Here is an 11,561-nt window from a genome sequence, read left to right on the forward strand (position 1 = left end):
CTGTGTGGAGAACTTTCCACGTTTTGATATGGGCGATGACTCGTTCGATGGTGGCGCGTGTGTGGTTGAGGCTCTTGTTGAATGTTTTTTGCCAGTCGAGAAGTTCCCGGCCGGGTGGTTTTTTGAACGGGGTGAGCATGCCGCGCCCGATGTATCCTTTATCGCCGATCGGGGGTATGTGGCGAGGTGGTCGAGGGCGCCGGATTGGTCGAGGCAATATAGGTCGTGTCGGGAGCCTGGGGTCGGGTCGGAGATCCACGACAGCTGCCCTTCCAGGGTGGCTGCGACCTGGACGACGACGCCGGTGGTGCGATGCTTGCCCGACCACAGACCCGGCACCGCGGCCCATGACCAGCAGGGCAGCAAGGTTCCATCGATGATGTACTGCCGATCGGCACAAAGCTCCTCTGCCGTCGGAACGACACTCCGCAGCGCCTGTGCCAGCAACGGTGTCACCCCCGTGATCGCTCGACTAACCGTCGACTGCGACACCCCATAGGTTTCCGCCAACTCCCACTGCACACGATTCCCGCGCAGATACGCCAACGTGATCACCACCGACCAGAACACCCCAGAACCGGCGGCCAAGACAAACATGCCTCCGTCGCGTCCCGCTGATCCTGCTCATACACTATAGCGACAAGATCCTGAATTTCATCACGCCGGAAACCAGTGGTATAGTACATACTGCGGCAGCCCGTTCATCTCGGATTGATTCGGCAAACCAATATTCGCGATGGACGGGCTGTCGCCCAACCCGACACGCCGGGCTAGATCGTTATTTCACGGGGCCTGAATAAGCCTCGTGATAACCTCGTTAGTCGACCAGGGGGATACCACAGCGCAGCATGCGCCACGTGCATGTTTACGGTCAATCGAGATGACGTCGGCGCGGTGAACACTGCGAAACGCGCATTAGCTGCCGAGCGGGTTACGCGGCGCCGAGGATCTCAGCGTCAACGGGTAACCCGGCAACAACACAGGCCAGTCATCCGGTGCCGGGATAAAACAACTCCCACTCCCAAGCGACGGCGACACCGCAGAGTTCGCCGCACTACACCAGCCACAACGCCGACGATCACCCGCGCTGAAGCGTCGCCGCGGGGCACGGACCAGAAGAAGCAAGTCACCCTGACCTGCCGAAACACCCGTGTGACTACCGATCACTCACACCGACAGACATCCACTCGGGTGTCCATAAGTGTCAGAGATCCGTAGACGCTACGACGTCGCCACCGGCGGCTCCTTCTACACCCACCCGCCCGAGTGGGTCCTGAGAAAGATCGTCACCAACCCGAACATGATGATCTTCGGCAAGCCCGGCGGGGGAAGTCGTCGACGGTGTGTGCGTTCTGCCTGCGGATGATGCCGTTCGGCTTCAAAACGTTGATTTCCGGTGACCGGAAGGGCGAGTACACGCCGGTGCTGCGCGCACTCGGGATCGAACCGATCGCGCTCGGCCCCGGGTCACCGCGCCGCCTCAACGCCCTGGACCTCGGACCGCTACGTACGTACTGGCCGGCCTGGAGCACCGAGCGGCAACGCCGCGAACTCGACGTGATCCTCGGCCGCTGGAACCGGCTGCTGCTGTCGCTGGCCGCGGCCCAGGGCCACGTCCCGTCGGTGACCGACGAGTACGTCCTGCACGCGGTCCTGCGCCGCCTGCTCGGCGCCGATGACACCACCGACCAGCTCCGCCCGGTCACGATCCCGCAGGTCACCGGCCTGCTCGCCGACCCCGACACCGAGCTGTGGACCGGGACCCGGTTCGCTGACCGCACCGAGTTCACCACCGCGACCCGGGCGCTGACCGATGCCCTGTCGAACCTGGTCACCGGGCCGCTGGCCGGGCTATTCGACGCCGAGACGAACTTCGACCTCGACTGGGACTCCCCCATCCAGTCCATGGACCTGTCCCGCCTCGACCCGCTCGGGGACAAAGCGATGAACGTCGCCGCCCGCGCGGGTGCTGAACCCGGTCGCGGCCACCGATGCCTTCCTCGACCGCCTCATCGCGCTGTCCGGATGGGCGACCATGCCGCCCGGGACAGCGGCGCAGGCGGTGCAGCGCTCGGCGTTCCCCGACCGCTACGCCCCCCAAGAGACCCCGGCCGCAGCCCTGGTCGACCAACTCTGGGTGGGTGCGGACAACCCGGTACCGCTACCAGGCGGCACCGACAGTTCCCGCGCCACGACCGCGCAGCTCGCTTCCACGGTCTACGTGTGCCCGGACTCCGGCGGCGCCGGACTCCCACCGGGCGGCGCTGGTGTCGTCGATGCGACGACGCTCCCGGACGGGTTCACCCCACCCGCCGATCCGGTCGCGCGGGCGGCGGTCGGCTACGCTCTGGCCCAACTCGGGAAACCGTACGTGTGGGGAGGGACAGGCCCGGACGGGTTCGACTGCTCCGGACTCATGCTCGCGAGCTGGGCCGCCGCCGGAGTCGCCCTCCCTGCGGGCACGGTCAGCCAGAAACACGCCGGGACTTCGGTGCGCATCGCCGACATCGCACCCGGAGACCTCGTGTTCATCCCCGGCTCACTCGGCAGCACGGGCAATCCTCGGCACAACGGCATGTATGTCGGCCACGGCCTGGTCGTCAACGCCTACGACACCACCCGAGGCGTCGTCCTGCAGCCACTCGCCGAGTGGGCCGAGCAGGTCACCCACATCCGCCGCGTCCACACACCGACGCCCGCTCCTGCGGGCCCACCGGCGCCTGCGGCTACTGCGGCAGGAGCGACGCCATGAGCGCGATCGCACTCGCGGCCACGCTGGGCCTCACCACAGGTGAGGCCGCCGCCGCGACCACGCTGATGAGCACGACGGCCACGGCCGTCACGGCGGCCCCACCCGAGCACCGTAACCACGACCAGGACGAAGACCCACCGCCGCAGGACGGCAGGCCACGGATGCCATCGATTCGTGTGACAGCGCCGCGGACGAGAGCACCGGCGGCGAGGCGGTCGCGGCGCCGGTGCGGGCGGCGTAGGCCCGGTGGAGCGGCACGATCCTGGGATAGGTGGTGCGGGCGGTGTCGATGGGCACCGGCTCGGCTACGGTCTGCACAGAAGAAAGGACTGCGGCGCCCCAGACTCGCAAAGTTGTGGGCGCCGCAGCCTCCGAGCACGTTTCCGCGCAAGGGAGCACTGTAGTCATGTCCCACCGAAGCGTCGAGCACCCCCTCGACCTCGACCTCGACCTCGACCTCGACCTCGACCTCGACCTCGACCTCGACCAGCTGTACACGCTGCCGGTGGTGGTTGCCCCGTTTGTGTCGGCTGGCCTGGCCGTCTTCGTCCTGACCGGTGGTGCCCGATGAGCGCGGCGGCGATGATCCGTCCGTCCGGGACCGGCTACAGCGGCGGCTACGCCGGCGCGGAACGGCCCGGTGAGGGTGATGTGTTGCGGGAGGGGCGTCGGTTCCCGTACACGACGGTCGGGGACTGGGTGGCGCTGTCCGGGGTGTCACCGCGGGCGATTCATGCCTATGTGCTGCTGCGGTCGTTTGTGAACACTCAGCGCGGGGATGAGCGGGCCTGGCCGGGGCAGCGGTTGCTCGCCCGCGGGCTCGGGGTGTCCAAGGCCCACACGGTGGGTGCGGCGATCGGCGAGCTCGTCAAGATCGGCGCGGTCGATGTCGAGACCGTCGCGACCGCGACCGGGCGCCGCAACATCTACACCGTCCACGAGGCCCCACCGCCCGGCTACACCGGCCTGGGCAGCACCCAGGAACTCGCCGCGCTCGTCGCCGCCGAAGACGCCGAAGCCACCGCGAAGGCCCTCGCCGCACGCCCCGCCGGCCCCCCGCCACCGGCACCCAAGCCCGGCCGCGCCTGCCCCGCCACGAACCGCGCCGCGGCCCGGCCGCAGCGCCGCACCACCGACGCCGTAAGCCACGGCACGACCCGATCCGGTCAAGAACCAGCAGGTCGCAGGGGGTATGCCGCAAAAACGGCAGATCCCCCAAATGGGGGACCCCCAGAGTCGTTAGCATTGGGGGGATATGCCGATTTTGCGGCATACCCATCTGCCGAAAAACCGGCACAGAACGACCTGAAGTTGAACGACCCGAAGGGGGGGAGGGCGCGAGCGCGCACGAACCGTCCGGCCACCGAGGTCGCTGAGCCCGTCCACGCCCCCCACCCCCAGAGCCCTCGACCAGAGCCACACCCCGCACCCGCTCCGGCCGCGCCCCCGGCGCAGCCCTCGATCGCGGCCCCGGCGGCCGGCGGCGACGAGGCATCGCTGGTGAGTGAGCTGGGCGCAGTGACTACGGCGCTGGCCCAGGTCGCCGCGCAGCTGGCCACCGCCCTAGCCGCGCACCCGACCGCCGCTCCGCTCCCGGCCCCGGCCCCGGTCGCGGCCCCGGCGGTCGCCGCGCTGCCCGCGATCGCTACCGCTCCCGACCCGGCCCGGCCCGACACCTGGAAATGCGCACGCCACCTCGCCGCCCCGGACCCTCAGGATCGGCCCTGTGGCTGCTGCGGAGCCGTCCGCAAACACCACGAGGCCCTCCGGGACCTTCAGGTCACCGAAGCCGCTCAGAAGCGCTCTGAGGCCGCGCAACGAGCCCGCGGCGAACGTGACGCCTGCCCCGACTGCGACGACTACGGCCACGTCCTCGATCCCGACACCGGTCAGGTCTATGACCACCCGCTGCGCTGCGAGCACACCGGACCCGCCACCGAGCGGATCGCCCGACACCGCCAGCACCTGCTCGCCCTCGCCGCCCAGACCGCCCAGGCCGAGGGCACTGTCCCGGGAGAGGCAGCCCGCGCCCAGATCCGCGCCCACCTCACCGCCCAGGCCACCCGCCGCACCGAGACTCACCACCACCACCCAGGCCGGGCGCTGCCGCCCACCCCGAAAGCATGGAGATGACCAGCACAAACCAGTCCTGAACTCGACGCCGGCCAGCGGGCGGTGCCCGGTGCACCGAAGACGGCGCCGTACCGAAAACGGTGCTGCCGCGCCGCTTCCGGTCCTCACCCGCCCCGGGGCGGGCTGCGGTCCGGTCGACTTGCCCACGGTCGGCGGCGGGCGACGCCGCAGCCCCCGGGACCTGCTCACACACCAACGTCACCTGTCGCGCACAGTGCACACATGAACACACCACGCAACGACCCGCCCTGCACGACGCCCTCACCCACGACCAGCCTGCCCGTCCTCGGGCCGCAGCTCAGATGCCCACGAAAACCGGTACGTCGGCCGCCACGTCATCCACGGCCCGGCCGGACCCCGGGCGTGGCTCACCCTGGTGGTCCTCGGCCTGGTCATCGTCGCCGCCATGCTCACCATCACCGTGACCTGGAACTGACCTGGACCTGAGGTCTCCGCTACGTCGGGACCGGTCCGGGCGCCGCTGGTGCTGGTTATGCGGGCGTGCCGCTGCCCGGCAGCGGACGCACACTCGCCAGACCGGAACGAAAACGCACCGGTCGTTCCCCGGGCGCGGTGACACGCTCGGACGGAGGAAGGACACCGCGGGTGAGCAGGTTGCGCTTGGCCTTGGTCGCGGTCCGGTTCCCGCCGATCAGCCGGTCCACCTCGGACAGCGACAGATCCTCACCGCGTTCCCACGCCTGGGCCAGCAGCGCCTCGGCCTGGCCCAGCTTCGTCGACCTCGACTCGGGCTCCACCGTTCCCGGCGGCTCCTCGCCGTCGGGCTTGTCAGCAGCCTCGATCACCGGGAACACCAGCGTCGCTGCACTGGCAGCGTCGGTCTCGGTCTCATGACCACTCGGAGTGGTGTCCGTGCCGGCCGACCCGGCTGGCGCGACCACATCGACGCCCGCGCCAGCCGGGTCGGCCGGCACGGACACCACTCCGAGTGGTCATGAGACCGAGACCGACGCTGCCAGTGCAGCGACGCTGGTGTTCCCGGTGATCGAGGCTGCTGACAAGCCCGACGGCGAGGAGCCGCCGGGAACGGTGGAGCCCGAGTCGAGGTCGACGAAGCTGGGCCAGGCCGAGGCGCTGCTGGCCCAGGCGTGGGAACGCGGTGAGGATCTGTCGCTGTCCGAGGTGGACCGGCTGATCGGCGGGAACCGGACCGCGACCAAGGCCAAGCGCAACCTGCTCACCCGCGGTGTCCTTCCTCCGTCCGAGCGTGTCACCGCGCCCGGGGAACGACCGGTGCGTTTTCGTTCCGGTCTGGCGAGTGTGCGTCCGCTGCCGGGCAGCGGCACGCCCGCATAACCAGCACCAGCGGCGCCCGGACCGGTCCCGACGTAGCGGAGACCTCAGGTCCAGGTCAGTTCCAGGTCACGGTGATGGTGAGCATGGCGGCGACGATGACCAGGCCGAGGACCACCAGGGTGAGCCACGGCCCGGGGTCCGGCCGGGCCGTGGATGACGTGGCGGCCGACGTACCGGTTTTCGTGGGCATCTGAGCTGCGGCCCGAGGACGGGCAGGCTGGTCGTGGGTGAGGGCGTCGTGCAGGGCGGGTCGTTGCGTGGTGTGTTCATGTGTGCACTGTGCGCGACAGGTGACGTTGGTGTGTGAGCAGGTCCCGGGGGCTGCGGCGTCGCCCGCCGCCGACCGTGGGCAAGTCGACCCGGACCGCAGCCCGCCCCCGGGGCGGGTGAGGACCGGAAGCGGCGCGGCAGCACCGTTTTCGGTACGGCGCCGTCTTCGGTGCACCGGGCACCGCCCGCTGGCCGGCGTCGAGTTCAGGACTGGTTTGTGCTGGTCATCTCCATGCTTTCGGGGTGGGCGGCAGCGCCCGGCCTGGGTGGTGGTGGTGAGTCTCGGTGCGGCGGGTGGCCTGGGCGGTGAGGTGGGCGCGGATCTGGGCGCGGGCTGCCTCTCCCGGGACAGTGCCCTCGGCCTGGGCGGTCTGGGCGGCGAGGGCGAGCAGGTGCTGGCGGTGTCGGGCGATCCGCTCGGTGGCGGGTCCGGTGTGCTCGCAGCGCAGCGGGTGGTCATAGACCTGACCGGTGTCGGGATCGAGGACGTGGCCGTAGTCGTCGCAGTCGGGGCAGGCGTCACGTTCGCCGCGGGCTCGTTGCGCGGCCTCAGAGCGCTTCTGAGCGGCTTCGGTGACCTGAAGGTCCCGGAGGGCCTCGTGGTGTTTGCGGACGGCTCCGCAGCAGCCACAGGGCCGATCCTGAGGGTCCGGGGCGGCGAGGTGGCGTGCGCATTTCCAGGTGTCGGGCCGGGCCGGGTCGGGAGCGGTAGCGATCGCGGGCAGCGCGGCGACCGCCGGGGCCGCGACCGGGGCCGGGGCCGGGAGCGGAGCGGCGGTCGGGTGCGCGGCTAGGGCGGTGGCCAGCTGCGCGGCGACCTGGGCCAGCGCCGTAGTCACTGCGCCCAGCTCACTCACCAGCGATGCCTCGTCGCCGCCGGCCGCCGGGGCCGCGATCGAGGGCTGCGCCGGGGGCGCGGCCGGAGCGGGTGCGGGGTGTGGCTCTGGTCGAGGGCTCTGGGGGTGGGGGGCGTGGACGGGCTCAGCGACCTCGGTGGCCGGACGGTTCGTGCGCGCTCGCGCCCTCCCCCCCTTCGGGTCGTTCAACTTCAGGTCGTTCTGTGCCGGTTTTTCGGCAGATGGGTATGCCGCAAAATCGGCATATCCCCCCAATGCTAACGACTCTGGGGGTCCCCATTTGGGGGATCTGCCGTTTTTGCGGCATACCCCCTGCGACCTGCTGGTTCTTGACCGGATCGGGTCGTGCCGTGGCTTACGGCGTCGGTGGTGCGGCGCTGCGGCCGGGCCGCGGCGCGGTTCGTGGCGGGGCAGGCGCGGCCGGGCTTGGGTGCCGGTGGCGGGGGGCCGGCGGGGCGTGCGGCGAGGGCCTTCGCGGTGGCTTCGGCGTCTTCGGCGGCGACGAGCGCGGCGAGTTCCTGGGTGCTGCCCAGGCCGGTGTAGCCGGGCGGTGGGGCCTCGTGGACGGTGTAGATGTTGCGGCGCCCGGTCGCGGTCGCGACGGTCTCGACATCGACCGCGCCGATCTTGACGAGCTCGCCGATCGCCGCACCCACCGTGTGGGCCTTGGACACCCCGAGCCCGCGGGCGAGCAACCGCTGCCCCGGCCAGGCCCGCTCATCCCCGCGCTGAGTGTTCACAAACGACCGCAGCAGCACATAGGCATGAATCGCCCGCGGTGACACCCCGGACAGCGCCACCCAGTCCCCGACCGTCGTGTACGGGAACCGACGCCCCTCCCGCAACACATCACCCTCACCGGGCCGTTCCGCGCCGGCGTAGCCGCCGCTGTAGCCGGTCCCGGACGGACGGATCATCGCCGCCGCGCTCATCGGGCACCACCGGTCAGGACGAAGACGGCCAGGCCAGCCGACACAAACGGGGCAACCACCACCGGCAGCGTGTACAGCTGGTCGAGGTCGAGGTCGAGGTCGAGGTCGAGGTCGAGGTCGAGGTCGAGGTCGAGGGGGTGCTCGACGCTTCGGTGGGACATGACTACAGTGCTCCCTTGCGCGGAAACGTGCTCGGAGGCTGCGGCGCCCACAACTTTGCGAGTCTGGGGCGCCGCAGTCCTTTCTTCTGTGCAGACCGTAGCCGAGCCGGTGCCCATCGACACCGCCCGCACCACCTATCCCAGGATCGTGCCGCTCCACCGGGCCTACGCCGCCCGCACCGGCGCCGCGACCGCCTCGCCGCCGGTGCTCTCGTCCGCGGCGCTGTCACACGAATCGATGGCATCCGTGGCCTGCCGTCCTGCGGCGGTGGGTCTTCGTCCTGGTCGTGGTTACGGTGCTCGGGTGGGGCCGCCGTGACGGCCGTGGCCGTCGTGCTCATCAGCGTGGTCGCGGCGGCGGCCTCACCTGTGGTGAGGCCCAGCGTGGCCGCGAGTGCGATCGCGCTCATGGCGTCGCTCCTGCCGCAGTAGCCGCAGGCGCCGGTGGGCCCGCAGGAGCGGGCGTCGGTGTGTGGACGCGGCGGATGTGGGTGACCTGCTCGGCCCACTCGGCGAGTGGCTGCAGGACGACGCCTCGGGTGGTGTCGTAGGCGTTGACGACCAGGCCGTGGCCGACATACATGCCGTTGTGCCGAGGATTGCCCGTGCTGCCGAGTGAGCCGGGGATGAACACGAGGTCTCCGGGTGCGATGTCGGCGATGCGCACCGAAGTCCCGGCGTGTTTCTGGCTGACCGTGCCCGCAGGGAGGGCGACTCCGGCGGCGGCCCAGCTCGCGAGCATGAGTCCGGAGCAGTCGAACCCGTCCGGGCCTGTCCCTCCCCACACGTACGGTTTCCCGAGTTGGGCCAGAGCGTAGCCGACCGCCGCCCGCGCGACCGGATCGGCGGGTGGGGTGAACCCGTCCGGGAGCGTCGTCGCATCGACGACACCAGCGCCGCCCGGTGGGAGTCCGGCGCCGCCGGAGTCCGGGCACACGTAGACCGTGGAAGCGAGCTGCGCGGTCGTGGCGCGGGAACTGTCGGTGCCGCCTGGTAGCGGTACCGGGTTGTCCGCACCCACCCAGAGTTGGTCGACCAGGGCTGCGGCCGGGGTCTCTTGGGGGGCGTAGCGGTCGGGGAACGCCGAGCGCTGCACCGCCTGCGCCGCTGTCCCGGGCGGCATGGTCGCCCATCCGGACAGCGCGATGAGGCGGTCGAGGAAGGCATCGGTGGCCGCGACCGGGTTCAGCACCCGCGCGGGCGGCGACGTTCATCGCTTTGTCCCCGAGCGGGTCGAGGCGGGACAGGTCCATGGACTGGATGGGGGAGTCCCAGTCGAGGTCGAAGTTCGTCTCGGCGTCGAATAGCCCGGCCAGCGGCCCGGTGACCAGGTTCGACAGGGCATCGGTCAGCGCCCGGGTCGCGGTGGTGAACTCGGTGCGGTCAGCGAACCGGGTCCCGGTCCACAGCTCGGTGTCGGGGTCGGCGAGCAGGCCGGTGACCTGCGGGATCGTGACCGGGCGGAGCTGGTCGGTGGTGTCATCGGCGCCGAGCAGGCGGCGCAGGACCGCGTGCAGGACGTACTCGTCGGTCACCGACGGGACGTGGCCCTGGGCCGCGGCCAGCGACAGCAGCAGCCGGTTCCAGCGGCCGAGGATCACGTCGAGTTCGCGGCGTTGCCGCTCGGTGCTCCAGGCCGGCCAGTACGTACGTAGCGGTCCGAGGTCCAGGGCGTTGAGGCGGCGCGGTGACCCGGGGCCGAGCGCGATCGGTTCGATCCCGAGTGCGCGCAGCACCGGCGTGTACTCGCCCTTCCGGTCACCGGAAATCAACGTTTTGAAGCCGAACGGCATCATCCGCAGGCAGAACGCACACACCGTCGACGACTTCCCCCGCCCGGGCTTGCCGAAGATCATCATGTTCGGGTTGGTGACGATCTTTCTCAGGACCCACTCGGGCGGGTGGGTGTAGAAGGAGCCGCCGGTGGCGACGTCGTAGCGTCTACGGATCTCTGACACTTATGGACACCCGAGTGGATGTCTGTCGGTGTGAGTGATCGGTAGTCACACGGGTGTTTCGGCAGGTCAGGGTGACTTGCTTCTTCTGGTCCGTGCCCCGCGGCGACGCTTCAGCGCGGGTGATCGTCGGCGTTGTGGCTGGTGTAGTGCGGCGAACTCTGCGGTGTCGCCGTCGCTTGGGAGTGGGAGTTGTTTTATCCCGGCACCGGATGACTGGCCTGTGTTGTTGCCGGGTTACCCGTTGACGCTGAGATCCTCGGCGCCGCGTAACCCGCTCGGCAGCTAATGCGCGTTTCGCAGTGTTCACCGCGCCGACGTCATCTCGATTGACCGTAAACATGCACGTGGCGCATGCTGCGCTGTGGTATCCCCCTGGTCGACTAACGAGGTTATCACGAGGCTTATTCAGGCCCGTGAAATAACGATCTAGCCCGGCGTGTCGGGTTGGCGACAGCCCGTCCATCGCGAATATTGGTTTGCCGAATCAATCCGAGATGAACGGGCTGCCGCAGTATGTACTATACCACTGGTTTCCGGCGTGATGAAATTCAGGATCTTGTCGCTATAGTGTATGAGCAGGATCAGCGGGACGCGACGGAGGCATGTTTGTCTTGGCCGCCGGTTCTGGGGTTGTTCTGGTCGGTGGTGATCACGTTGGCGTATCTGCGCGGGAATCGTGTGCAGTGGGAGTTGGCGGAAACCTATGGGGTGTCGCAGTCGACGGTTAGTCGAGCGATCACGGGGGTGACACCGTTGCTGGCACAGGCGCTGCGGAGTGTCGTTCCGACGGCAGAGGAGCTTTGTGCCGATCGGCAGTACATCATCGATGGAACCTTGCTGCCCTGCTGGTCATGGGCCGCGGTGCCGGTCTGTGGTCGGGCAAGCATCGCACCACCGGCGTCGTCGTCCAGGTCGCAGCCACCCTGGAAGGGCAGCTGTCGTGGATCTCCGACCCGACCCCAGGCTCCCGACACGACCTATATTGCCTCGACCAATCCGGCGCCCTCGACCACCTCGCCACATACCCCCCGATCGGCGATAAAGGATACATCGGGCGCGGCATGCTCACCCCGTTCAAAAACCACCACGGCCGGAACTTCTCGACTGGCAAAAAACATTCAACAAGAGCCTCAACCACACACGCGCCACCATCGAACGAGTCATCGCCCATATCAAAAAGT

At 69.4% G+C, this 11,561-nt stretch carries 14 protein-coding genes and 2 pseudogenes; 7 read left to right on the forward strand and 9 right to left on the reverse strand.

Features of this window, described 5'->3' with window-relative positions:
* The 3 genes and pseudogenes from KPL59_RS37975 to KPL59_RS36310 form a co-directional block, all read right to left on the reverse strand.
* On the reverse strand, positions 1–139 hold a 139-nt coding region (locus tag KPL59_RS37975), incomplete at its 3' end, for a transposase family protein (protein WP_374111698.1).
* Positions 140–192: 53 nt separating this feature from the next.
* Positions 193–597, reverse strand: a pseudogene (locus tag KPL59_RS33005) (transposase family protein); the annotation flags it as partial.
* Positions 552–686 carry a hypothetical protein gene (locus KPL59_RS36310; RefSeq protein ID WP_255678285.1) on the reverse strand — a complete coding sequence of 45 codons (135 nt, stop codon included), beginning with the start codon at positions 684–686 and terminating at the stop codon, positions 552–554. The pseudogene KPL59_RS33005 and the gene KPL59_RS36310, both read right to left, overlap by 46 nt.
* A gap of 1,280 nt (positions 687–1,966) precedes the next feature.
* On the opposite strand from KPL59_RS36310, the gene KPL59_RS33010 reads away from it, so the two are divergent.
* The 3 genes from KPL59_RS33010 (at position 1,967) to KPL59_RS33020 (ending at position 4,885) form a co-directional block, all read left to right on the forward strand.
* Positions 1,967–2,752, forward strand: a complete 786-nt coding sequence (locus KPL59_RS33010; protein WP_226363167.1) for a C40 family peptidase — start codon at positions 1,967–1,969, stop codon at positions 2,750–2,752.
* Between the two features lie 406 nt (positions 2,753–3,158).
* The gene (locus KPL59_RS33015) at positions 3,159–3,323 is read left to right on the forward strand and encodes a hypothetical protein (RefSeq protein ID WP_226360766.1); all 165 of its coding nucleotides are present in this window, start codon (positions 3,159–3,161) and stop codon (positions 3,321–3,323) included.
* 11 nt (positions 3,324–3,334) lie between these two features.
* Entirely contained in the window at positions 3,335–4,885 is a 1,551-nt protein-coding gene (locus KPL59_RS33020; RefSeq protein WP_226360765.1) for a hypothetical protein, read from the forward strand.
* 491 nt (positions 4,886–5,376) lie between these two features.
* Here KPL59_RS33020 and KPL59_RS33025 read toward each other — a convergent pair whose 3' ends face one another.
* Positions 5,377–5,826, reverse strand: coding sequence for a hypothetical protein (locus tag KPL59_RS33025; protein WP_226363168.1), 450 nt, complete (start codon positions 5,824–5,826; stop codon positions 5,377–5,379).
* Between the two features lie 61 nt (positions 5,827–5,887).
* Between KPL59_RS33025 and KPL59_RS33030 the strand changes: the two genes are divergently transcribed.
* Positions 5,888–6,202, forward strand: a complete 315-nt coding sequence (locus KPL59_RS33030) for a hypothetical protein (protein WP_226363169.1) — start codon at positions 5,888–5,890, stop codon at positions 6,200–6,202.
* A 55-nt stretch (positions 6,203–6,257) separates the two neighbouring features.
* Here the strand turns inward: KPL59_RS33030 and KPL59_RS36315 are convergent, their stop codons facing one another.
* The 5 genes from KPL59_RS36315 to KPL59_RS33050 all read right to left on the reverse strand — a co-directional run bounded on the left by KPL59_RS36315 (position 6,258) and on the right by KPL59_RS33050 (position 9,614).
* Positions 6,258–6,392 (reverse strand): hypothetical protein, encoded by a 135-nt coding sequence (locus tag KPL59_RS36315; RefSeq protein ID WP_255676958.1) that lies wholly within the window; start codon positions 6,390–6,392, stop codon positions 6,258–6,260.
* A gap of 304 nt (positions 6,393–6,696) precedes the next feature.
* Positions 6,697–7,329: a hypothetical protein gene (locus KPL59_RS33035; RefSeq protein ID WP_226363170.1), complete on the reverse strand. Its 633-nt coding sequence runs from the start codon at positions 7,327–7,329 to the stop codon at positions 6,697–6,699.
* Positions 7,330–7,586: 257 nt separating this feature from the next.
* A complete protein-coding gene (locus KPL59_RS33040) occupies positions 7,587–8,246 on the reverse strand; it encodes a hypothetical protein (RefSeq protein WP_226363171.1) in 660 nt (219 codons plus the stop codon).
* Positions 8,247–8,257: 11 nt separating this feature from the next.
* On the reverse strand, positions 8,258–8,422 hold the full coding sequence (locus tag KPL59_RS33045) for a hypothetical protein (protein ID WP_226360766.1): 165 nt from the start codon (positions 8,420–8,422) through the stop codon (positions 8,258–8,260).
* Positions 8,423–8,828: 406 nt separating this feature from the next.
* The gene (locus tag KPL59_RS33050; RefSeq protein WP_226363167.1) at positions 8,829–9,614 is read right to left on the reverse strand and encodes a C40 family peptidase; all 786 of its coding nucleotides are present in this window, start codon (positions 9,612–9,614) and stop codon (positions 8,829–8,831) included.
* Positions 9,615–10,162: 548 nt separating this feature from the next.
* Here KPL59_RS33050 and KPL59_RS33055 point away from each other — a divergent pair.
* From KPL59_RS33055 to KPL59_RS33065, 3 genes and pseudogenes are all read left to right on the forward strand, one after another.
* A complete protein-coding gene (locus KPL59_RS33055) occupies positions 10,163–10,333 on the forward strand; it encodes a hypothetical protein (RefSeq protein ID WP_226360768.1) in 171 nt (56 codons plus the stop codon).
* A 560-nt stretch (positions 10,334–10,893) separates the two neighbouring features.
* Positions 10,894–11,142, forward strand: a pseudogene (locus KPL59_RS37980) (transposase family protein); the annotation flags it as partial.
* Positions 11,143–11,231: 89 nt separating this feature from the next.
* A partial coding sequence (locus KPL59_RS33065; RefSeq protein ID WP_226363172.1) for a transposase family protein occupies positions 11,232–11,561 on the forward strand: 330 nt, incomplete at its 3' end.

This window comes from Pseudonocardia sp. ICBG1142, assembly GCF_020496255.1.
Classification (GTDB): Bacteria; Actinomycetota; Actinomycetes; order Mycobacteriales; family Pseudonocardiaceae; genus Pseudonocardia.